Below are 21,064 nucleotides of genomic sequence, written 5' to 3'. Positions count from 1 at the left end.
CTCATTCCTTCGCCGGGGTGTTTTTGGCAATCAGTTGTAAATTGCGCAGGTACACAATCGAGCCAAATGCCTGACCGGCGATGAACACCGGGTCCTGGCGGTAAATGGCATACGCGAGCAGCAGCGTGCTGCCGACGATGCTCAAGTACCAGAAACTCGTCGGGATCACGCTGCGCTTCTGGTATTCGCTGTACAACCATTGCAGGACAAAGCGGCCGGTGAAGGCGATCTGGCCAATGAAACCGACCGCCAGCCACAGGGTTTCGCGGGAGAGGTTCATCCTTCGATCTCCTGCGCCTTGGTGTTCAGGCGCGTGCGTTTGATCAGCCACCAGACCCCGACCAGATCAAGAATGCCCACCAGCGCCCGGTCGAGGTTGCCGTACTTGGACACCCCGGCGGTACGCGGGCGATGGTTGACCGGGTGGACGATCATTCGGCCGTTGTGACGCTGGATCAGCGCCGGCAAAAACCGGTGCATGTGGTCGAAGTACGGCAAGCGCAGAAACGCCGCCCGCTCGATCAGCTTGAGCCCGCAACCGGTGTCCGGTGTGGCGTCGTTGAGCATGCGCCGACGCAGTCCGTTGGCGAAGCGCGAGGCCCAGCGTTTACTGGCGGTGTCGCGGCGATTAACACGGTGACCGGCCACCAGTTGAACGTCGACCGGACCGTGACCGCCACGCACCAGTTGCAACATGCCGGGGATGTCCGCCGGGTCGTTCTGGCCGTCACCGTCGAGCGTCGCCAGCCACTGCCCGCGCGCGGCAAGTGCGGCATGGTAAAGCGAGGTGCTTTGGCCCAACGAACGTTCATGGCACAGAATGCGCAGCGTGCTCAAACCGCTGTTTTTGATCTGCTGCAGTTCGTGCAGGGTGGCATCTGTGCTGCCATCGTCGACGACGATAATTTCGTACGCTTCATCCGCCAACGCCGCACGGATTTCCTCAATCAAGGGCTTGAGGTTGTTGGTTTCGTTTTTCGCCGGAATCAGGACCGATACGAAGATGTCTTGGCTCATAGGGTTCTCCCCCCCGCTAATGGTTGGTATCAAGGGTGAACGCTTGATCGCTGATAAAAGTGCCGGTACCACTTCACAAACTCCGCCACACCGGTCTCGACCGCCACGCGCGGGCGGAAGTCGACCCAGTCTGCCAACGCCGATACATCGGCCCAGGTCTTGATCACATCGCCCGCTTGCAGCGGCAAATAGTTGCGCCGTGCCTTGATGCCCAGCACGTTTTCCAGACACTCGACGAACGCCAGCAACGGCATCGGTTCGCCCCGTCCGATGTTGAAGATTCGGTTGGCGCCCTCGCCGGCACTGTCCGCCGTCGGCGGTTTGGGCCGCAGGCGCACGATGCTTTCGACGATGTCATCGATGTAGGTGAAATCCCGCGCCATTTCGCCGTGGTTATAGATGTCGATGGGTTCGTCGTTGAGCATCGCTCGGGTGAACTTGAACAGCGCCATGTCCGGCCGGCCCCAGGGTCCGTAAACGGTGAAAAACCGCAGCCCACTGGCGCGAATTCCGTAGAGATGGCAATAGCTGTGCGCGAGCAGTTCATTCGCACGTTTGCTGGCGGCATACAGCGAAACCGGATGCTCGACGGCGTCTTCGACACTGAACGGCATCTTGCTGTTGGTGCCATACACCGAGCTGCTCGACGCATAGATCAAATGCTCGGGGCGATGGTGCCGGCAGGCTTCCAGCACATTCACAAAGCCCACCAGATTCGATTGCGCGTAGACATCGGGGTTGTCCAGCGAATACCGAACGCCGGCCTGAGCGGCCAGGTGCACGACCTCGGTGAATCGATGCTCTTGGAAGAGCCCCATCAGGGCCGCTTTATCGACAATATCCAGTCGCTGAAAACGAAAACCCGACAACGACTCCAGCTCCTTGAGCCGTGCCTGTTTGAGCTCTACGCTGTAGTAGTCGTTGAGGTTATCGATACCGACGACGTCAAGACCTTGCTGGCACAGCCGTTTAACCGTGTGATAACCAATAAAACCGGCAGCGCCGGTAACCAGAACAGTCATAGCACCTCATTATTATTCGAAGCCCGATTCAACTTCATGCCCGGCGCCATTGATAAGTCCTTGAGGCCCGTGACATCGTTGACACGCCGCCCCGTTACCCTGCCTGTCCAATGGTGAAATCTTGTTACGTATTTATTTAAATTGTATGAAGGCGACAAGCGTACGGAATCGCGTCTTGGCGGCACTGATAAGCCTTGTCATTTGCGGCATCGCCAGTGCCGAACCAAGACCTGCGAACATGGTGTATTTGCGCACCATCGACCCAAGCATCGAACAGGACATGCGCTACGCCAGCGCCCACAATTTCACCGGGCACCGGCTCGACGGTTACGAGGCTGCCGAATGCCTGTTGTCCGTGGATACCGCCAAGGCCCTCGCCCGGGTCCAGGCGGAACTGCGCACGCAAGGCTACGGTTTGAAGGTATTCGACTGCTATCGACCCAGCCGCGCCGTCGCCGACATGGGGCGCTTCGCGACAGAACCGGGTGACCCGCACAAGGCCGAGTTCTATCCACGCGTGGACAAGCAGGACTTCTGGCGCCTGGGTTATGTGGCGCGGGTGTCGGGACACTCCAAGGGCTCAACCGTGGACCTGACGCTGATCGGCCCCGATGCGCTGCCGGCCGACATCTGGACTGCGACGGCGACACAAGTTGATTGCACCGCGCCCTATGAACAGCGCTGGCACGACGGCGCCCTGGATATGGGCACCGGTTTCGATTGCTTCGACGAGCGCGCACATACCGCCAACCCGACGATCAACGCCACCGCCAAGGACAACCGCCAACGCTTGAGCAGCGCCATGGAGAAAGAAGGGTTTGCCGGGTATTCGAAGGAATGGTGGCACTTCACGTTAAGTGGCGAGGGCGCGCCGAAGGATGTGATGGACTTCCCGATTACACCGATGAGCGCCAGCGACACTATCGGCAGCAGCGGTCAGTTGATTGTGGTGACCAGCAAAAACTGGGATGACATTCAGGGCACCGCGCAGCGCTATGAACGTGAGGGGAAAACCTTTCGAAAGTACGGCGATGCCTTTCCCGTCGTCGTCGGCAAAAACGGTATGGGCTGGGGCAAAGGCGTGAGCAGGCTGGGTGATGTTGAAGGCCCGATCAAACGCGAAGGCGATGGAAAAGCACCCGCGGGGATCTTCAAACTGGGGACGGCGTTTGGTTTCGACACCACTGTCGACAGCCACCTGCCTTACCTCGCGCTGACACCGACCCTCGAATGCGTGGATGACAGCCAATCCAGTCAGTACAACAAACTGGTCGACGGCGCAGCGATGGCTACAGACTGGAACAGCTCGGAGCACATGCGCAACGAAGAGGGTTATCGCCAAGGCATTTTCATCGAGCACAACACCCCGGCCACGGCGGGTTCGGGCTCATGCATTTTCTTCCACATCTGGCGCGGCCCCGCTTCGCCGACGGCGGGCTGTACGGCCATGGATCAGGGGGATATTGCTGCGTTGCTCAAGTGGCTCGACCCTCGCGAGTCGCCGCTGCTGGTGCAGATGCCGGAGGTGCAGTACGAGCAGTTTCGTGAGGAGTGGGCGTTGCCGTGATGTTGGTGGAGGTTGGATTGAATCAACTGGAGAAGCACTTTTATTACAACTTGCGGGCAGCCAAATTAACGGAACTATTGAGTGCAACGGCCATAGAAAACAACCTGATCAAATGTCAGGGGTATTCCTGTCTGGCATGTAATACGGTCACAATCTCAATTCGATCCGTCACTCGATAGACCACCAAGTAATTGGGGTGTACAACAATTTCCCGCGTACCGGGTACACGACCAAATCGATAAAGGTAGGGATGTTGGGGAAGCGCTGAGGTAGCAACTTCAATGGCCTGGTACAACTCACTTGCTGCTACAAAGTGGCGGTCGCCGATGTAATCCAGGATTTGCCAGAGTTCAGCCCGAGCTTCGGGCCGCCACTCAACCAGCATCGCGTTTATTGCGCTTGGATTCGATCAAAGCTCGCATATCAGCCATCACCTGATCGTGTGGGACATTCGGGCGTGGATCATCGAGCGAGGCTTGCACTTTGGCACGAAACCAATGGTCATAACTGACAGCTTTTTCTTCGGTTTCAAACTCTGAAACGATAGGGGAAAGTTCGGCGCTCATTGTGACCTCCGGGTCCGATGTTTAGCAGTTTAATCGGTAAGTGGCTCGCTGTCGTTGCTGGCAAGATGAAGGGCACCTCTACCCCCCAGACAGTCGACTCTCTTTTACAGGGTTGCAGCCAACACCCTACCCGCCTCGCTTCCGAGTGCCAACCCTCAAACCTTGTGGGATGGTTCTTGGATTTTCTGAAAACCGTCACATGTCTTACGGTGCTTGTTTAATTACATTCTTCCCGCCAGCTACAAGGACTTAGGCCTTTACCTACGACATCGCCTGAATCCACCGGCCTGTGCCTCTATAGTCTGCCCTTCAAATCAAGGAAATACGTGTAATACCCCCCATCACGCACATACCCCAACGCCTCATACAACCGCTGCGCACCCACATTGTCCGTGGCGGTTTCCAGCACCATGCCCTTGGCACCGCTCAACACCGCAAACTCACGGGCGGTGTTCATCAGTAACGTCCCCACCCCTGACCCACGGGCCTCGGGGGTGGTGAACAGGTCGCTGAGCAACCAGGTGCGGTGGGCGTCGATGGAGGAAAACGTCGGGTACAACTGCACGAAACCCAACGCGTGGCCCGTGGCGTCTTCGGCGAGAAAAATCACCGATTCGTCGCGGGTAATGCGTTCGGCGATGAAATCCCGGGACTGGGTCAGGTTCGAAGGCTGGCCGTAGAAACCTCGGTAGGCGTCGAAAAGGCGCGCCACCTTGTCGAGATGACTGGCGTCGACGCGCAGGGCTTGTACGACCATTTTGGAGATCCCTCGACAGTTGGATTACTTCGGCTGCGCCACAGTGCGCAAGTACGGCTTGATGGTTTTGAAACCGTCCGGGTATTTTTTCCGCGCGTCTTCATCGGACACTGAGGTAGGGATGATCACGTCTTCTCCCGGACGCCAGTTCACCGGTGTGGCGACGGTGTGCCTGGCGTTCAATTGCAGGGAATCGAGCAGACGCAGTACTTCATCGAAGTTACGCCCGGCACTCATCGGGTAGATGAGCATGGCCTTGACCTTTTTGTCCGGGCCGATGATGAACACCGAACGCACGGTGGCGTTGTCGACGGCAGTGCGGGTGCCGCCACTGGCATTCGGGTGGATCATGTCGTAGAGCTTCGCCACCACCAGGTTTTCGTCACCGATCATCGGGTAATTGACCGCGTGCCCCTGGGTTTCTTCGATGTCCTTGGCCCAGCTTGCATGGTTGCTGACCGGGTCGACGCTGAGGCCGACGATCTTGGTGTTGCGCTTGTCGAACTCGGGCTTGAGCCCGGCCATATAGCCCAGTTCGGTGGTGCAAACCGGGGTGAAGTCCTTGGGGTGCGAAAACAGGATGGCCCACTTGTCGCCAATCCATTCGTGGAAATGCAGCGTGCCTTCGGTGCTCTCGACGGTAAAGTCCGGTGCCTCGTCGCCAATGCGGATTGCCATGTTCGTTCTCCTTACTGTGGGGTCGTAGGGAAAACCGTCGGAGTACTGGGTGCGTCTCCAACGGCATTCAGGATCGGTGTTGAACCTGCCAACGCGCAACAGTATAGGAGACGATGCGAGACAAGGCCGTTACCGCTAAAACCAGCCTCAAAAACACAAAACAGCCAGATCGACACTGCGTCGATCTGGCTGTTGTTGAGCAAAAAACAACGTCATTAAACCCGGACGTTGCGCCCCGGCAGCGTCGAGCGCTGGCTGTTTTCCCAATCCTGCACCAGACCGACCGGTGCATCCGAGGCCGGCAGCATGTTGCGCCCGCGCACCAGATCGCTGGCGCGCTCGGCGAGCATGATGGTCGGCGCGTTGAGGTTGCCATTCGGCTCTGTCGGGAACACTGACGAGTCGATCACGCGCAACCCGGCGATGCCATGCACACGCAATTCGGAATCCACCACCGCCATGTCGTCCTCGCCCATGCGGCACGAGCCGCAGGGATGGTAGGTGCTTTCGAGGTTGTCACGCACGAAGGCGTCGAGCTCTTCATCGGTGTTCACCAGCGGGCCGGGGGCGATTTCGCCGTCGCGGAAACGGTCCATGGCTTTTTGGCCGATGATCTCCCGGGTCAGGCGGATACAGCGGCGGAAGCCTTCGCGATCCTCTTCCCGTTGCAGGTAGTTGAACTGGATCTGCGGATGCTCGTACGGGTCGGCCGACACCGCGCGCACATAGCCGCGGCTCTTGGGTTTGTTCGGCCCGGTGAGCACCATGAAGCCGTGGCCCTTGATCGGTTTGTTGCCGTCGTAACGCATGGCGGCGGGCAGGAAGTGGAACTGGATGTCCGGCCAGCGCAGGCCCTTGTCCGAGCGAATGAAACCACCGGCCTCGAAATGGTTGGTGGCGCCGAGCCCGTCCTTGAACAGCAGCCAGCGCAGGCCGATCATCAGTTTGCTCAGCGGGTCCATTTTGCTGTTGAGGGTCACCGGTTCCTTGCAGCCGAACTGGATGTACACCTCGGCGTGATCCTGCAGGTTCTCCCCTACCCCCGGCAGGTCATGGCGCACGCCGATCCCGGCTTTGCGCAGGACGTCGGCCGGGCCGATACCGGAGCGTTGCAGCAAGTGCGGCGAACCGATAGGGCCCGAGGAAATCAGCACTTCGCGGTTGCAGTAAACCTGGTGGGTCTGGCCATCGTGGTCATACATGACACCGACAGCGCGTTTGCCTTCAAGGATGATCTGCCGGGTCATCGCGTGGGTGATCACCGTCAAGTTCGGACGGCCCATGGCCGGGCGCAAATAGGCGTTGGCCGTGGAGCAGCGCACGCCGTTTTTCACGGTCATGTGCATGGCGCCGAACCCTTCCTGCATGTAGCCGTTGCAGTCTTCGGTCTTGATGTAACCGGCTTCGGCACCGGCATCGACCCACGCCCCATACAAAGGGTTTTTCATGTGGTTGCCGTTGGTGGTGTGCAGCGGCCCGGTGCCGCCGCGATAGCCGTCGCCTCCCTCCTCGTAATGCTCTGCCCGTTTGAAGTACGGCAGGCAATTGCGGTAGCCCCAGCCTTGCGCACCGAGGGATTCCCACTCGTCGAAGTCATAGGCGTGGCCACGGATGTAGACCAGGCCGTTGATCGACGACGAACCGCCCAGCACCTTGCCTCGTGGGCAATGGATGCGCCGTCCGTTGAGGTACGGCTCTGGCTCGGTTTCGTAGCGCCAGTTGTATTTCTTGGTGTTCATCGGGATCGAGAAGGCGCTCGGCATCTGGATTACCACGCTGCGGTCACTGCCACCGAATTCCAGCACCAACACCGAAGTCGCCGGGTCTTCGCTCAAGCGGTTGGCCAACACACAACCTGCGGAGCCGGCGCCAATGATGATGTAGTCGTATTTTTGCGTCGCCATGGTTATCTCCCGGCTTCCGATTCGTTGAAAACAGGCGTCGAGCGAAAGGTCAGCGAGTCGCCAGTGGTGTATTGCGGAGAGGTTTTCTCGATGTGCTGGATCACGGTTTCTTCGCGCTTGAGATCAATCGAGCGGCTGAACCAGTAGTAGACCAACCCCGAGACGATCAGCCCGACCAGCCAGGCGATGTCGATGCTGCCCAACGCTTTGGCGAGCGGGCCGACATAAACTTCGCGCTGCTCGACGCCGTCGTAGATGTAGAAGAACGGGATCATCGACACGAAACCGATGGCGTACGCGGCGATGCCACGCAGGCCCCAGCTGCCATAGATGTTGCCGTGGGGCATGAAGAAGTGCGGGATGGCGTAGCGGCCTTTGCGCACGAAGAAGTAGTCCGTCAGGTTGACCGAGGTCCAGGGCACCAGGAAGTACAGCATCACCACCAGGTAGATCCCCAGCACCGACAAGCCTTTGCCCGAACTCTGGATGCTCAGGGCCACGCCGAGCTGCAGCAGGATCACAAAACCGATCGCCAGGATGCGTGCCTTGCGGGTCGGTTCGATGTGCTTGATGGAGTCGACGCAGGTCAGCGTGGTCAGTTTCGCACTGTAGATGTTCATCGCGATCACCGGCAGGAACGCGAGGATGGTGATCACCACCACCGCGGTGCCGATCAGTGGCGAGACGACGTTGCCGACCTGTCCGAGGGCGACCAGCACGTCCGTGGAATGCAGGTGATCAGCCAACCAGCCACCGACCGAAATCATCCATGCGCCGGACAACGATGCGCCAAGAAACACCACGGCAATCAGCTTGCCGCTGGAGGTGTTCTTCGGCAGGTAACGGGAATAATCGGACACGTACGGGGCGTAGGCGATGTTGTAACTCGCCGCCGCCGCAAACTGGGCGATGAAACCGGTCCAGTTGAAGCCCAACGGCGCCGGCGCGACTTCACCGGCAGCCAGTACCGGCATCGCGGCATCCGGCACCCAGCCCATCATCACCGCCAGCGTCACCAGGCCATACAGCGGAATCGACAGGTACAACGCCCATTTGAAGCTGCGGTGCATCCAGTCATGACCGAGGATCGCCAGGACCGCTGCCGGGATCGTCACCGCCACCGCAATCGCCCAGGGATGGAAGCCGAATAGCGTGTGCAACCCCTGCATCATCAACACCAGGTTGACGATGTTGAACCCGGCAAACACAAACAGCGTCGCCAGCAATACGAGGATCACACCGCGATAGCCGAACTGCGCCCGCGACTGGATCATTTGCGGCAAGCCCAGGTGCGGGCCCTGTGAACCATGGAACGCCATGAACAGCGTGCCGAACATGATGCCCAGCGTGCCGGCGAGTGTGGTCCAAAGCGCGGTCAGGCCGACGCTTGGGCCGACGAAGCCGATGGTCATGGTGAAGAAAGTGAAATTGCCGAGGAACCAGAACGGGCCTTGGCTCGACAGTTTGTCGGTGCGTTCGTGTTCCGGGATGAAGTCGATCGAATGGCTTTCGACGATCGGTTTGTCGTCGAGAAGCGACACGCTAGGAGCGGCTTTGGCGTCAGTGTTCATGATGGACTCTTATTGTTGGAAGATCATGACGGAACTGCATTCCCTGCGATGAGCACCTTGTGGCGAGGGAGCTTGCTCCCTCACTACTGGTGCTGCGTGCTTAAGGCAACGTGATCCAGACGGCTTTGGTCTCGAGCAGGTAATCGAGCTGCTCGGCGCCCAAGTCCTTGCCGAAACCGGACTGTTTGTAGCCACCGAACGGCATCGACGGGTCGAGGGTGCCGTGGGCGTTGACGTAGACCGAACCAGCCTTCAACCGTGGGATCAGGCTGTGCACCTTGCCCAGGTCATTGGAGTACAGCGCGGCGGCCAGGCCGTACACCGAGTCATTGGCCAGGGCCAGCGCCTCTTCCTCATCGTCGAACGGTGCGGTGACCAGCACCGGGCCAAAAATCTCTTCCTGGACAATGCGCATGTCGTTGCGGCAATGGGCGAAGATGGTCGGCTCGACGAAGAAGCCAGGGCCATCGACGGGCTGGCCGCCGTAAACCAGTTCGGCGCCTTCCTGCTTGCCGGTTTCGATGTACTCGGTGACCCGCTGCTTTTGCAGTGCCGAGACCAGCGGGCCGATGAAGCAGTCTGGATCCAGGCCCGGCGCAATCTTCAGCGTGCGCGTGTAGGCGATCAGTTCGCGCAGGAATTCGTCGTAGACACTGCGATGAATATAGGCGCGTGTACCGGCGTCGCACACCTGGCCCGAGTTGAAAAACACACCGTTGGCGACCGCTTGCGCCGCCGCTGGAATGTCTGCATCGGCCAACACGATTACCGGTGATTTTCCTCCCAGTTCCAGGGTTAGTCGCTTCATTTCGTCCAGCGCCGCGCGCCCGACGGTACGGCCGACCGGGGTCGAGCCGGTAAAGGTCAATTTGTCGATACCAGGGTGCGTGGCCATCGCCGCGCCGACCACGCTGCCGCGCCCCGAAACGATGTTGATCACGCCGTCGGGAATCCCGGCTTCTTGCACCAGTTCGGCAAACCGCAGGGCTGACAGCGAAGTCAGTTCAGCGGGTTTGACCACCACGGTGCAACCGGTGGCCAGCGCAGCGCCGAGCTTCCAGGCCATGGTTTGCAGCGGGAAGTTCCACGGTACGATCGCGCCGACCACCCCCACCGCTTCCTTGCGTGTATACGCCAGGTAGTTGCCCGGCAGCGAAGGCTCGACGGTGCGCCCGTGCAGCTTGGTCGCCCACCCGGCGAAATAGCGCAGGGTATCGACGGTGCCCTGGATATCGACGTCCTTGGCAAACGCGACCGACTTGCCCATGTCGATCGATTCGATTTCCGCCAGTTCTGCGGCGTTCTGCTCGATCAGGTCCGCCAGGCGTTGCATCAAGCGCTCGCGCTCCACCGGTTTGGCCTGGCTCCAGGCGCCGCCGTCAAACTGCGCGCGAGCGGCTTGCACGGCGCGGTCGAGATCCTCGGTGGTGCCCATCGGAATCCGTGTGATCAGGCCCTCGGTCGACGGCTCGATGACGTCGGAAGTCTGTCCATCGCTGGCCTCGACAAAAGCGCCACCGATGAACATTTTCTGCACCTTGCTGAGGAAGGTCTGGGTTGCTTCGGAAACACCAAATTTCTGCAGGTACTGCTTAACACTCGCGTCCATTTTTCATGCCCTCTGTGCGGCGGTCAGTTCACGCCGATTCGGTGGTGGTTGCGCTCACGGCGTGCTTCGCCTGAGCCCGTTCATGGAAGATGAAACCGATACTGTTAAGCAGCAGTTGCGCCGCCAGAATCGAGGTCATGCCGCTCGGGTCATACACCGGTGCAACCTCCACCAGGTCCATGCCGACGATGTTGCCTTTGCTGCGTTTGGCCAGGGCCTGGATGATTTCCAGCACTTCGTAGTAGAGGAAACCGCCGTGGCTCGGGGTGCCAGTGCCAGGGGCGATGGACGGGTCGAAACCGTCGATGTCGATGGTGATGTAGTAGTTGATGTTCTGCGGGATCAGCGCCAATACACCCTCGACGCCGAGGCGACGAACATCACGTACAGAGAGGATTTTCGAACCGGCGGCGTGGGCCGCTTCGTAGTCATCGCGGTTGGACGACGAGACGTTGCGAATGCCCATCTGGGTCATGCCGACAATGTGGTTCATTTCCGAGGCGCGGCGCAGCGGGTTGCCGTGGCCGTAGCGCACACCGTGGCGTTCGTCGACAAAATCGAGGTGGGCATCGAAGTGGATGATGTGGATCGGACCGCGGCCCTCGAAGGCCTTGATCACTGGTGCGTGTACCGAGTGGTCGCCGCCGAGCACCACCGGCATGACGCCGGCATCGAGGATCTTGCGCACGGCGTATTCGGTGTTTTCGTTACTGGTGACCATGTCGGTGTGCACGATGTCGGCGTCACCGACGTCGACCATGCGCACGTCGGCGGCGGTCAGGTACATCACGTCGTCTTCATGGTCATAAGCGCCGGCGTGGCCGAAGGAAAACAGCGTCGATGCTTCGCGAATCCCGCGTGGTCCGAAGCGTGCGCCGGAGCGCCACTGGGTGCCCATGTCGTTGGGCACGCCGAGTACCGCGACGTCGGCATCCAGTGCGTCCCAATCGGTGCACACCGGGGATTTGCCAAAGGTGCAATGACCTACGAATGGCAGGTTCAGGCGACCGGATTCATAACCGTTATTCGACATTTCAAGCCTCTCCACTTTTTGTTATCGGCTGGGCGGACTGCAAGGCGACCGCCGTTGGAATGACTATGGGCGCAGGTTTTCGTGGAAAAAATGCTAAACATCAGATACTCATATCGGCATTACCGATGCATCCACGTGCGGGAGGTCCAAGGTGATCCAGCTACACGATGTCGATCTGAAACTGCTCAGGGTGTTTGCGACGATTGTCCGGTGCGGGGGCTTTTCCGCCGCGCAGGCGGCGTTGAACGCCGGCCAGTCGACGATCAGCGAACAGATGACTCATCTGGAAACCCGGCTCGGGGTCAAACTCTGCCAGCGCGGGCGCAGCGGGTTTCGCCTGACCGAACAAGGTGTGGCGATTCATGAAGCGACGCAGCGCCTGCTGTCGGCGGTGGAAAATTTCTGCATGGACGCCGACGTGCTCAAGCAGCACATCAGCGGCAAGCTCAACCTGGGGATCATCGACACCACCATCACCGACCCCGATTCACCGCTGCCGCGCACCACTCAGCGCTTCGTGTCCCGGGGACATGACGTGCACCTCAACGTCTACGTCGGCACCCCCGCCGAACTCGAAGAACGGGTGCTAGACGGCCGACTGCACTTGGCCATCGGGCACTTCCCGATCCATGTGCCGGGGCTGCTGCACACACCGCTGTATCAAGAGGCATTGGGCTTGTATTGCGGGCGCCGGCATCCGCTGTATGGCAACAAGGCCGAAGGTGATGAACTGCTCGAAGAAATCGCCGCGAGCCGGATTGTCGTGCGTGGCTACATGCAGCAATACGACCTCGAACATTTGGGTGTCAGCAAAGCCGCCGCAACCGTGGACAACATCGAGGCGCTGGCCATTTTGCTGATCTCCGGGGCCTACCTGGGCTTTCTGCCGGCGCACTTCGCCGCCCAGTGGATCAAGACCGGGGAGATGCACCAACTGGCACCGAACAGCCTGCAACTGGTGTCGCCGTTTGACGTGATTACCCGACGCGGCACGGCCCCGCCACCGATCCTCCAGGCCTTCCTTGAGGATCTGGCGGCCAGTGCGCGCAAAACCGCCAATGGCTGATCTCCGCTCGCCACACCCGAGCAGCGCCCGGCATACTCATTGACGTAACCACCCCGCTCACCACCCTTGCAGGCCCGTTATGCGCATCCACGTCACCTTCATCGATCGCGTCGGCATCACCCAGGAAGTGCTGGCCCTGCTCGGTGGGCGCCGGTTCAATCTGGACGCCGTCGAGATGGTGCCGCCGAACGTCTACATCGATGCGCCGACCCTCGGTGCCGAGGTGCTGGAAGAGTTGCGCGAGGCCTTTCTCGGCGTACAGGGCGTGCAAGCGGTAACGATGGTCGACATCCTCCCGGGGCAACGCCGCAGTTTGCAGCTCGATGCCTTGCTCGCCGCCAGCACCGACGCTGTTTTGGCCGTGGATAAACGCGGTTTCGTGCTGCTGGCCAACCCGGCGCTGATTGCGTTGTGTGGGCGCGAACCGGCCGGTGAATCGCTGACCACGTTGTTTGATGATCCGTCCTTGCACCACACGCTGATCGAACACCATTTCCGCCTGCCGATGCACGAGGTCAGCCTCGGCGGCCAGACGTTGCTGCTGGACGCGATGCCGATCACCGACGCCGGCGCGCTGTTGACCCTGTATCACCCGAACCGCATCGGTGAACGCCTGTCGGCGTTGCACCATGACCATGCCGAAGGGTTCGATGCGCTGCTGGGCGAGTCCCCGGCGATCCGCACGCTGAAGGCCCGCGCCCAACGCGTGGCCACTCTCGATGCGCCGCTGTTGATCCAGGGCGAAACCGGCACCGGCAAAGAGCTGGTGGCCCGCGCCTGCCACGCGATCAGCACACGTCGGGAGGCGCCGTTTCTCGCCCTCAACTGCGCGGCGCTCCCTGAGAGCCTCGCCGAAAGCGAACTGTTCGGCTACGCCGCCGGCGCGTTCACCGGCGCCCAGCGCGGCGGCAAACTCGGCCTGCTGGAACTGGCGGACCAGGGCACGGTGTTTCTCGATGAAGTCGGTGAGATGTCGCCCTACTTGCAAGCCAAGTTGCTGCGTTTTTTGAGCGACGGCTGCTTCCGCCGGGTGGGGGGTGATCGCGAGGTCAAGGTCAACGTTCGGGTGCTGAGTGCGACCCACCGCGATCTGGAAAAAATGGTCAGCGAAGGCCACTTTCGCGAAGACCTGTTCTATCGACTCAACGTGCTCAACCTGCAAGTACCGCCGCTGCGCGAGCGTGGTCACGACATCCTGTTGATGGCCAATCACTTCATGCAACAGGCCTGCGCACAGATCCAGCGCCCGGTCTGCCGTTTGGCCCCAAGTACCTTCGCCGCCCTGCTCGGCAACCGCTGGCCGGGTAACGTGCGTCAGCTGCAAAACGTGATTTTCCGCGCGGCGGCGATCTGCGAAAACCCGCTGGTGGACATCGACGATCTGGACATCGCGAGGACGGCGGTGGAGCGCCAGAATGACGGTGAAGTCGGCAGCCTGGAAGAAGCCGTCGAAGGGTTTGAAAAGAACCTGCTGGAACAGCTCTACCGCAGCTACCCGTCCAGCCGCTTGCTCGCCGCCCGCCTGCAAACCTCCCACAGCGCCATCGCCATTCGGCTGCGCAAATACGGCATTCCCGCCAAATCCTGAATACAACACACGTCCCCTGTGGGAGCGAGCCTGCTCGCGAATGCGATGTCACAGTCAACATCACTGTCGACTGACAGACCGCTTTCGCGAGCAGGCTCGCTCCCACAGGGTTGTGGGGTGTGGCAGACGTAGTGTTTGCAAATCGATACAGCGTATCGAATTCAAGACGCACCCCTTCCACCCCGTGTTTTCTTGCCCTGCTCGCTACACCTCTCCTGCCCGTATTGATTTCAATACAGACGGCGTCAGTCCTTTCACTCAAAAGCCTACTAAACCATTGATTTAAAACACCTAACCAACATTGGCACCGCCCTTGCTATCACTCTCCCAACCGCGCTCGCTGCCCCGCACGAGCCTGTAAACGTCATCCGCCACCAGCAGCGGATGGGTCTGAACAATGAGGAGTTGGTATGAGCGAATTGCGTTTTACCGTTGATCACGAATGGCTGCGCCTTGAGAGCAATGGCCTGGTCACCGTGGGCATCACTGTGTTTGCCCAGCAGGCGCTGGGGGATGTGGTGTTTGTTCAGGTGCCTGAACTGGGCGTCTTCGATGCAGGCGCTGAAGTGTCGGTACTGGAATCGGTAAAAGCGGCCAGCAGTATCAGCATGCCGCTGGACGGTGAAGTGGTCGAGGTCAACGCGACGCTGGAATCCTCACCGGAATTGGTCAACGAAGACTCACTGGGCGAAGGCTGGTTCTTTCGCTTCAAACCGGTCGATGTCGAGGCGTTGAGCGATTTGCTGAATCAAGACGCCTATGAACGCCTGACCGCAGAACACGCCGACGCTTGAATCTCCCCACGCATTTCCCGAATCCGAAAAAGGACACCACCATGTTCAGCAAACACGACCAGATCAAAGGCTACGACGACGAACTGCTGGCAGCGATGAACGCCGAAGACGCACGGCAGGAACACCACATCGAGTTGATCGCCTCCGAGAACTACACCAGCCAACGAGTGATGGAAGCGCAAGGCAGCGGCCTCACCAACAAGTACGCCGAAGGCTATCCGGGCAAGCGTTATTACGGCGGTTGTGAACACGTTGACGTGGTCGAGCAGCTGGCCATTGATCGCGCCAAACAACTGTTCGGCGCCGATTACGCCAACGTCCAGCCGCACTCGGGCTCTTCGGCTAACAGTGCGGTATATCTGGCCCTGATCCAGCCTGGCGACACTATCCTCGGCATGAGTCTGGCCCACGGTGGTCACTTGACCCACGGCGCCAAAGTGTCGTCCTCGGGCAAGCTGTACAACGCCGTGCAGTACGGCATCGACACTAAAACCGGGCTGATCGATTACGACGAAGTCGAACGCCTGGCCATCGAGTGCAAGCCGAAGATGATCGTTGCCGGCTTCTCGGCTTACTCCAAGACCCTCGACTTCCCACGTTTCCGTCAGATCGCCGACAAAGTCGGTGCCCTGCTGTTCGTCGACATGGCCCACGTCGCCGGGCTGGTGGCGACCGGTTTGTACCCGAACCCGATCCCCTTCGCCGACGTTGTCACCACCACCACGCACAAGACCCTGCGCGGTCCCCGTGGCGGCCTGATCCTGGCCAAGGCCAATCCGGAACTGGAGAAAAAACTCAACGCCGCGGTGTTCCCCGGCAGCCAGGGCGGCCCGCTGATGCATGTGATCGCGGCCAAAGCGGTGTGCTTCAAGGAAGCGCTTGAGCCCGCTTTCAAAACCTATCAGGCGCAGGTGATTCGCAATGCCCAGGCCATGGCCAAGGTGTTTATCGACCGTGGGTTCGACGTGGTGTCCGGCGGGACCGACAACCACCTGTTCCTGGTCAGCCTGATCCGTCAGGGCCTGACCGGCAAAGACGCCGACGCCGCCCTAGGCCGTGCCGGCATTACCGTGAACAAGAACGCCGTGCCCAATGACCCGCAATCACCGTTCGTGACCTCAGGGTTGCGCATTGGCACGCCGGCGATCACCAGCCGTGGTTTCAAGGAAGCGCAGAGTATCGAGTTGGCGGGATGGATCTGCGACTTGCTTGATCACCTCGGTGATGCCGATGTCGAGGCACAAGTCGCCAAACAAGCGGCTGCGATGTGCAGCGACTTCCCGGTCTACCGCGACTGATCAGCCACCCCGTAAACCCTGTGGGAGCGAGCCTGCTCGCGAATGCGGAGCGTCAGTCGACATCAATGTTGAATGTCAGTCAGCATTCGCGAGCAGGCTCGCTCCCACATTGGACGGTGTGTTGGCTCGCCATTGCCTCTCGAAGAAAGAAAACACTCATGAACCCAATTGTGGAATCAACCATCCCCGCCCCCGCGAAAATGCAAGTCGGGGTCAAACTGCGCGGTGCGGAAAAGGTCGCGCGGATCCCGGTCAAGATCATCCCGACCGATGAGTTCCCACGCAAACCCGACTGGATCCGCGTGCGCATGCCGATCTCTCCAGAGGTCGACCGAATCAAGCAACTGCTGCGCAAACACAAGCTGCACAGCGTCTGCGAAGAAGCTTCTTGCCCCAACCTCGGCGAATGTTTCTCCGGCGGCACCGCAACCTTCATGATCATGGGCGACATCTGCACCCGCCGTTGCCCGTTCTGCGATGTCGGCCACGGTCGGCCCAAACCGCTGGACGCTGATGAGCCGATGAACCTCGCCGTGGCCATCGCCGACCTGCGTTTGAAGTACGTGGTGATCACTTCAGTGGACCGCGATGATTTGCGCGATGGCGGCGCCCAGCACTTCGTCGATTGCCTGCGCGAGATCCGCAAGCTGTCGCCGGGCGTGCAGCTGGAAACCCTGGTCCCGGATTACCGTGGGCGCATGGACGTTGCGCTGGCGATCACCGCGACGCAGCCGCCGGATGTGTTCAACCACAATCTGGAGACCGTGCCACGCCTGTACAAAGCCGCGCGGCCGGGTTCGGATTTCGAGTGGTCGCTGGACCTGTTACAGAAGTTCAAGCTGTTGGTCCCGTCCGTACCGACCAAGTCCGGCCTGATGCTCGGCCTTGGCGAAACCGACGAGGAAGTGATCGAGGTCATGCAGCGAATGCGTGAGCACGACGTCGATATGCTCACCCTCGGCCAGTACCTGCAACCGTCGCGCAGCCATTTGCCGGTCCAGCGTTTCGTGCACCCGGACGTGTTCGCCTGGTTCGCTGAAGAAGGCACAAAAATGGGCTTCAAAAACGTCGCCTCCGGCCCGCTGGTGCGTTCGTCCTACCATGCAGACCAACAGGTGCAAGGCGCAAAGGCAGGCTGAGGCGTGTCGCCTGGAAGAAAATGACAGGCATAAAAAAACGCCAGACCCGATAGGATCTGGCGTTTCTTGAAGATGGCAGGGGCGGCTGGATTTGAACCAACGCATGGCAGGATCAAAACCTGCTGCCTTACCGCTTGGCGACGCCCCTGTAGCGCTTGCTACGTGTGGGCGGGAATTTAACAACTTTCTCGCCGTCCGGGAAGCCCCTGCTTAAAATATTTTTCTTCTAAAACAGCCACTTAACATTAATCGACCGCAGATACAACGGGCGCCACTGCAGATTAAACCCGTGGCTGATGACTGGTCACACAGTGAATGCCACCGCCACCGGCCGAGATGGCGTCGATATTGAGCTGCACCACATCACGGTCCGGATAGAGTTCAGACAGCAGCTCGAAAGCCTTGGTATCCGCTGCTTTGTCGCCGAACTCAGGCGCGATGACCGCCCCGTTGATCACAAAGTAGTTGATGTAGCCGGCCGCGAAGTCCGGGTTGTTCTTGTTGAACTTGCTCTTGCGCGGGTCCAACGGTGGCGACACGGTATGCACTTGCAGCTTTCGGCCATCGGCGTCCGTGGCGTTTTTCAGAATCTCCAGGTGCGCCAGCGTGACGTTGTGGTCGTAGGATTCAGGGTCGTTGTCGAGGTTGGCGATCACCACGCCCGGCGTGACGAAACGCGCGTAGAAATCGACATGGGCGTCGGTGATGTCTTTGCCTTTAATCCCCGGCAGCCAGATGATTTTGCGCAAACCGAGGCGTTCTTTCAGTTCTTGTTCGACCTCGGCCTTGCTCCAGTCCGGGTTGCGATTGGCGTTGATCCAACTGCTTTCGGTCATGATCCCGGTGCCGTGACCATCCACTTCGATAGCGCCGCCCTCGCCCACCAGTTCGGTGCGCAGGTCACTGGCCTCTGCGTTTTCAGATACCAGGCTGGCCAGTTTCGTATCCTTGGCGTGCTGCTGTTTGTTGCCCCAACCGTTGAAGTTGAAGTCCACGGCGCCCAACCCGCCGTCGCCGTCGATGACGAAGTTGGCGCCGATGTCGCGCATCCAAATGTCGTCGAGCTGAGTGGTGACGTAGGTGATGTTGGCAGCACCGCACAGTTCCTCGGCGAGACTCCGTTCGTTGCTGCGGCAGAACACCGTGACCGGTTCATAGCGGGCGATGGTGCGCGCGATCAGGCCAAGGGCCTCTTGTACATCGGCGGTGAAGTCCTCCCAGATTGCGTCCTGTGCGCCAAAGGCGATGAAGGCCCGTTGGTGTTTATCGCCTTCATCCGGCATGAACCATGGGCCCCGGGTGGCGGCGTTGACCCAGCCCATGGACACGGCGGCGCCGAGACCTGCGACCACGGAGACTTGTTTGATGAACTCGCGACGCGTCGACATGTGTGAATCCTTGCGAAAAAAGTAAAGACCGGCACCGGGTGCCGGCCGGATGTCACTGGGCAGTGGCAGTCTTGAACTTGGTCCAGGTGCGCATCCGCGCGCGCATATCCGATTGCGGGATGTCCTTGCCGGGAATCAGCCGTGCATACGTGGCGTCGTCGAGGTAGATGTCCGGATTATTACGCATGGCCGCATCGACGCTCGGCCGCGCCTTGGCGTTGGACGTAGGGTAGCCAGTGAAATTGCTGATGGCCGCCATGTTCTCCGGCCGCATCACGAAGTTGATGAACGCATAGGCGTACTCCGGGTGTTTGGCGTCGACCGGAATCGCCATGGTGTCCATCCATACCGTGGTGCCCTCACGGGGAACGCGGTACTGGAACGTGGTTTTCTTGCCGGCAGTGTCCGACGTCCGCTGCGCTTGGGTCATGTCGCCGCTGTAACCGAGCGACAAACACAGGTTGCCATTGACCAGATCGGTCACCGGTTGCGACTGGAACTTGCGAATGTGCGGGCGCAATTTCATCAGCAGGTCACTGGCGGCGGCGAGGTCCGCCGGTTTGGCGCTGCGTGGGTCCTTGCCCAGATAGTTGAGCACCACCGCCAGCACTTCGTCCGGCGAATCGATCATCGAGATCCCGCAGTCGGCAAACCGCGCCGCCAGTTCCGGTTTGAACAGCATGTCCAGGCTGTTGACCGGCGCGTCCGGCATGCGCTGTTTGATCTGCTCGGCATTGTAGGTCAGGCCGATGGTGCCCCAGGTGTAGGGAACGGTGGCCTTGCTCGAATGCTCATAGTGCGAGCGCAGCTTTTGCAAACCGGGTTCGACGTCATCCATCGCGGTGAGTTTCGACTGGTCCAGCGCTTGCAGGCTGCCGGCGCGCATCAAGCGCTCGGCCACGGTATCACCGGGGAAGATCAAGTCGTAACCGCTGCCGCCAGCGAGCATCTTGGCTTCCAGGGTTTCACTGCCGTCCATGACGTCGTAGATCACTTTGATCCCGGTTTCAGCGGTGAACTGGCTGAGCGTGTCCTCGGCAAAATAATCGGCCCAGTTGTACAGGCGCAGGGTTTTCTCTTCGGCGTGCAGCGATGGTATCGCGCAGCACAGGGCCAGACCCAGGGCGCCGAGCCAGCGTTTGTTGGCAATGTGCATGTCAGACCCCTTGAGTGTTCCAGCGAGCATTGAGGTGACGGCCATCCTGGCTCAACAGCGCTCCGTACATGTCCGGACGGCGATCGCGATAAATGCCCCAGCTCAAGCGCTCTTCGCGCATGGCGGCGAGGTCCATGGTGTGGACCCACACGCCGGTGCTGTCGCGGTCGGCTTCGGCGAGCAACTTGCCTTTGTGGTTACAGATAAAGGACGAACCGTAGAAGCTCATTTGCAGTTCGGGATCGGTGGTCGCCACTTCGCGGCCGACGCGGTTGGCGGCCACCACCGGCAGGATGTTGGCCGCCGCATGCCCGCGCATGGTCATTTGCCAGTGATCCCGGGAATCCAGCGTGGCGCAGCCCGGTTCAGAGCCAATGGCCGTGGGAAACAGCAAGACTTCGGCGCCCATCAACGCCAGGCAGCGAGCGGTTTCGGGGAACCACTGATCCCAGCAGATCCCCACGCCGAGGCGCCCGAACGCGGTGTCCCAGACCCGAAAGCCGGTATCACCGGGGCTGAAGTATTCCTTCTCCTGATAGCCGATGGCGTTGGGAATGTGGGTCTTGCGATACACGCCCAGCAGACGTCCGTCGGCATCGGCCACGCTCAAGGAATTGAAGTACGCGTTGCCAGCCTTTTCGAACCAGCTCAGCGGCAACACCACACCCAATTCCCTGGCCAGCGCGGCGAAGCGCTTGAGCACAGCGCTGTCGCGATATTCTTCGGCCAGTGCCAGATGCTTGTGGCTTTGCTCGATGCAAAAGTAAGGCGTGGCAAACAGCTCCTGCAGCAGGATGACCTGGGCGCCCTTCGCCGCTGCGTCTCGCACCAATTGCTCGGCCAGATCGAGGTTGTTTTTCAGGTCCCAGGTGCAGGGCATTTGCGTGGTGGCAATCGTCAGAAGCGTCATT

Annotated in this window: 20 protein-coding genes and 1 tRNA gene; 6 read left to right on the top strand and 15 right to left on the bottom strand. The window is 60.1% G+C overall.

Translation table 11 applies throughout. The features are described 5' to 3' along the window. Window position 1: 1 nt before the first annotated feature. The 3 genes from AC07N8_RS17120 to AC07N8_RS17110 are packed head-to-tail and all read right to left on the bottom strand — an operon-like array spanning window position 2 to window position 2,039. Window positions 2-280 carry a lipid-A-disaccharide synthase N-terminal domain-containing protein gene (locus tag AC07N8_RS17120; protein WP_483843287.1) on the bottom strand — a complete coding sequence of 93 codons (279 nt, stop codon included), beginning with the start codon at window positions 278-280 and terminating at the stop codon, window positions 2-4. Continuing rightward, on the bottom strand, window positions 277-1,017 hold the full coding sequence (locus AC07N8_RS17115; protein ID WP_483843286.1) for a glycosyltransferase: 741 nt from the start codon (window positions 1,015-1,017) through the stop codon (window positions 277-279). The genes AC07N8_RS17120 and AC07N8_RS17115 overlap by 4 nt, the downstream gene beginning before the upstream one ends. 29 nt (window positions 1,018-1,046) lie before the next feature. Further along, the gene (locus AC07N8_RS17110) at window positions 1,047-2,039 is read right to left on the bottom strand and encodes an NAD-dependent epimerase (protein WP_493144948.1); all 993 of its coding nucleotides are present in this window, start codon (window positions 2,037-2,039) and stop codon (window positions 1,047-1,049) included. Window positions 2,040-2,184: 145 nt separating this feature from the next. Between AC07N8_RS17110 and AC07N8_RS17105 the strand changes: the two genes are divergently transcribed. Continuing rightward, entirely contained in the window at window positions 2,185-3,606 is a 1,422-nt protein-coding gene (locus tag AC07N8_RS17105) for a M15 family metallopeptidase (protein WP_493144946.1), read from the top strand. Window positions 3,607-3,721: 115 nt separating this feature from the next. Here AC07N8_RS17105 and AC07N8_RS17100 read toward each other — a convergent pair whose 3' ends face one another. The 8 genes from AC07N8_RS17100 to speB all read right to left on the bottom strand — a co-directional run bounded on the left by AC07N8_RS17100 (window position 3,722) and on the right by speB (window position 11,724). Further along, window positions 3,722-3,991, bottom strand: coding sequence for a type II toxin-antitoxin system RelE/ParE family toxin (locus tag AC07N8_RS17100; RefSeq protein ID WP_483843283.1), 270 nt, complete (start codon window positions 3,989-3,991; stop codon window positions 3,722-3,724). Further along, window positions 3,981-4,172: a type II toxin-antitoxin system RelB family antitoxin gene (gene relB / locus AC07N8_RS17095; protein ID WP_483843282.1), complete on the bottom strand. Its 192-nt coding sequence runs from the start codon at window positions 4,170-4,172 to the stop codon at window positions 3,981-3,983. The genes AC07N8_RS17100 and relB overlap by 11 nt, the downstream gene beginning before the upstream one ends. 295 nt (window positions 4,173-4,467) lie before the next feature. Then, window positions 4,468-4,929 (bottom strand): GNAT family N-acetyltransferase, encoded by a 462-nt coding sequence (locus tag AC07N8_RS17090; RefSeq protein WP_493144943.1) that lies wholly within the window; start codon window positions 4,927-4,929, stop codon window positions 4,468-4,470. 24 nt (window positions 4,930-4,953) lie between these two features. Next, window positions 4,954-5,607 carry a peroxiredoxin gene (locus tag AC07N8_RS17085; protein ID WP_483843280.1) on the bottom strand — a complete coding sequence of 218 codons (654 nt, stop codon included), beginning with the start codon at window positions 5,605-5,607 and terminating at the stop codon, window positions 4,954-4,956. A gap of 215 nt (window positions 5,608-5,822) precedes the next feature. Continuing rightward, on the bottom strand, window positions 5,823-7,511 hold the full coding sequence (gene betA, locus AC07N8_RS17080; RefSeq protein WP_483843279.1) for a choline dehydrogenase: 1,689 nt from the start codon (window positions 7,509-7,511) through the stop codon (window positions 5,823-5,825). Between the two features lie 2 nt (window positions 7,512-7,513). Further along, window positions 7,514-9,082 (bottom strand): purine-cytosine permease family protein, encoded by a 1,569-nt coding sequence (locus AC07N8_RS17075; RefSeq protein ID WP_483843278.1) that lies wholly within the window; start codon window positions 9,080-9,082, stop codon window positions 7,514-7,516. 100 nt (window positions 9,083-9,182) lie between these two features. Then, window positions 9,183-10,691 (bottom strand): aldehyde dehydrogenase family protein, encoded by a 1,509-nt coding sequence (locus tag AC07N8_RS17070; RefSeq protein ID WP_483843277.1) that lies wholly within the window; start codon window positions 10,689-10,691, stop codon window positions 9,183-9,185. 28 nt (window positions 10,692-10,719) lie between these two features. Next, on the bottom strand, window positions 10,720-11,724 hold the full coding sequence (gene speB / locus AC07N8_RS17065; RefSeq protein WP_027924755.1) for an agmatinase: 1,005 nt from the start codon (window positions 11,722-11,724) through the stop codon (window positions 10,720-10,722). A 151-nt stretch (window positions 11,725-11,875) separates the two neighbouring features. On the opposite strand from speB, the gene AC07N8_RS17060 reads away from it, so the two are divergent. The 5 genes from AC07N8_RS17060 to lipA all read left to right on the top strand — a co-directional run bounded on the left by AC07N8_RS17060 (window position 11,876) and on the right by lipA (window position 17,609). Further along, window positions 11,876-12,790, top strand: a complete 915-nt coding sequence (locus tag AC07N8_RS17060; protein ID WP_140669086.1) for a LysR family transcriptional regulator — start codon at window positions 11,876-11,878, stop codon at window positions 12,788-12,790. 79 nt (window positions 12,791-12,869) lie between these two features. Further along, window positions 12,870-14,378: a transcriptional regulator GcsR gene (gcsR, locus tag AC07N8_RS17055; RefSeq protein WP_483843276.1), complete on the top strand. Its 1,509-nt coding sequence runs from the start codon at window positions 12,870-12,872 to the stop codon at window positions 14,376-14,378. 410 nt (window positions 14,379-14,788) lie between these two features. Further along, a complete protein-coding gene (gene gcvH / locus AC07N8_RS17050) occupies window positions 14,789-15,172 on the top strand; it encodes a glycine cleavage system protein GcvH (protein ID WP_483843275.1) in 384 nt (127 codons plus the stop codon). Between the two features lie 41 nt (window positions 15,173-15,213). Then, window positions 15,214-16,470, top strand: a complete 1,257-nt coding sequence (gene glyA, locus AC07N8_RS17045) for a serine hydroxymethyltransferase (protein WP_493144938.1) — start codon at window positions 15,214-15,216, stop codon at window positions 16,468-16,470. Window positions 16,471-16,628: 158 nt separating this feature from the next. Beyond that, window positions 16,629-17,609 (top strand): lipoyl synthase, encoded by a 981-nt coding sequence (lipA, locus tag AC07N8_RS17040; RefSeq protein ID WP_493144936.1) that lies wholly within the window; start codon window positions 16,629-16,631, stop codon window positions 17,607-17,609. Window positions 17,610-17,682: 73 nt separating this feature from the next. On the opposite strand, the gene AC07N8_RS17035 is transcribed toward lipA, so the two are convergent. From AC07N8_RS17035 to aguB, 4 genes are all read right to left on the bottom strand, one after another. Further along, window positions 17,683-17,757: transfer RNA gene (locus tag AC07N8_RS17035), tRNA-Gln, on the bottom strand. 133 nt (window positions 17,758-17,890) lie between these two features. Then, the gene (locus tag AC07N8_RS17030) at window positions 17,891-18,997 is read right to left on the bottom strand and encodes an agmatine deiminase family protein (RefSeq protein ID WP_483843272.1); all 1,107 of its coding nucleotides are present in this window, start codon (window positions 18,995-18,997) and stop codon (window positions 17,891-17,893) included. Between the two features lie 52 nt (window positions 18,998-19,049). After that, complete coding sequence (locus AC07N8_RS17025; protein WP_493144934.1) at window positions 19,050-20,153, bottom strand: extracellular solute-binding protein; 1,104 nt, start codon at window positions 20,151-20,153, stop codon at window positions 19,050-19,052. A gap of 1 nt (window position 20,154) precedes the next feature. Then, window positions 20,155-21,063, bottom strand: coding sequence for an N-carbamoylputrescine amidase (gene aguB / locus AC07N8_RS17020; RefSeq protein ID WP_493144932.1), 909 nt, complete (start codon window positions 21,061-21,063; stop codon window positions 20,155-20,157). Window position 21,064: the final 1 nt, after the last annotated feature.

Source organism: Pseudomonas sp. GW821-FHT10C09 (assembly GCF_059415465.1).
The sequence above is the reverse complement of the archived record's forward strand: the minus strand, read 5'-3'. Positions and strand labels throughout refer to the sequence as shown.

Excerpts from the sequence above, each read along its gene's own strand:
- AC07N8_RS17120 (WP_483843287.1), bottom strand. The coding sequence starts at position 280 with ATGAACCTCTCCCGCGAAACCCTGTGGCTGGCGGTCGGTTTCATTGGC.
- AC07N8_RS17115 (WP_483843286.1), bottom strand. The coding sequence starts at position 1,017 with ATGAGCCAAGACATCTTCGTATCGGTCCTGATTCCGGCGAAAAACGAA.
- AC07N8_RS17110 (WP_493144948.1), bottom strand. The coding sequence starts at position 2,039 with ATGACTGTTCTGGTTACCGGCGCTGCCGGTTTTATTGGTTATCACACG.
- AC07N8_RS17105 (WP_493144946.1), top strand. The coding sequence starts at position 2,185 with ATGAAGGCGACAAGCGTACGGAATCGCGTCTTGGCGGCACTGATAAGC.
- AC07N8_RS17100 (WP_483843283.1), bottom strand. The coding sequence starts at position 3,991 with ATGCTGGTTGAGTGGCGGCCCGAAGCTCGGGCTGAACTCTGGCAAATC.
- relB (WP_483843282.1), bottom strand. The coding sequence starts at position 4,172 with ATGAGCGCCGAACTTTCCCCTATCGTTTCAGAGTTTGAAACCGAAGAA.
- AC07N8_RS17090 (WP_493144943.1), bottom strand. The coding sequence starts at position 4,929 with ATGGTCGTACAAGCCCTGCGCGTCGACGCCAGTCATCTCGACAAGGTG.
- AC07N8_RS17085 (WP_483843280.1), bottom strand. The coding sequence starts at position 5,607 with ATGGCAATCCGCATTGGCGACGAGGCACCGGACTTTACCGTCGAGAGC.
- betA (WP_483843279.1), bottom strand. The coding sequence starts at position 7,511 with ATGGCGACGCAAAAATACGACTACATCATCATTGGCGCCGGCTCCGCA.
- AC07N8_RS17075 (WP_483843278.1), bottom strand. The coding sequence starts at position 9,082 with ATGAACACTGACGCCAAAGCCGCTCCTAGCGTGTCGCTTCTCGACGAC.
- AC07N8_RS17070 (WP_483843277.1), bottom strand. The coding sequence starts at position 10,691 with ATGGACGCGAGTGTTAAGCAGTACCTGCAGAAATTTGGTGTTTCCGAA.
- speB (WP_027924755.1), bottom strand. The coding sequence starts at position 11,724 with ATGTCGAATAACGGTTATGAATCCGGTCGCCTGAACCTGCCATTCGTA.
- gcsR (WP_483843276.1), top strand. The coding sequence starts at position 12,870 with ATGCGCATCCACGTCACCTTCATCGATCGCGTCGGCATCACCCAGGAA.
- gcvH (WP_483843275.1), top strand. The coding sequence starts at position 14,789 with ATGAGCGAATTGCGTTTTACCGTTGATCACGAATGGCTGCGCCTTGAG.
- glyA (WP_493144938.1), top strand. The coding sequence starts at position 15,214 with ATGTTCAGCAAACACGACCAGATCAAAGGCTACGACGACGAACTGCTG.
- lipA (WP_493144936.1), top strand. The coding sequence starts at position 16,629 with ATGAACCCAATTGTGGAATCAACCATCCCCGCCCCCGCGAAAATGCAA.
- AC07N8_RS17030 (WP_483843272.1), bottom strand. The coding sequence starts at position 18,997 with ATGTCGACGCGTCGCGAGTTCATCAAACAAGTCTCCGTGGTCGCAGGT.
- AC07N8_RS17025 (WP_493144934.1), bottom strand. The coding sequence starts at position 20,153 with ATGCACATTGCCAACAAACGCTGGCTCGGCGCCCTGGGTCTGGCCCTG.
- aguB (WP_493144932.1), bottom strand. The coding sequence starts at position 21,063 with ATGACGCTTCTGACGATTGCCACCACGCAAATGCCCTGCACCTGGGAC.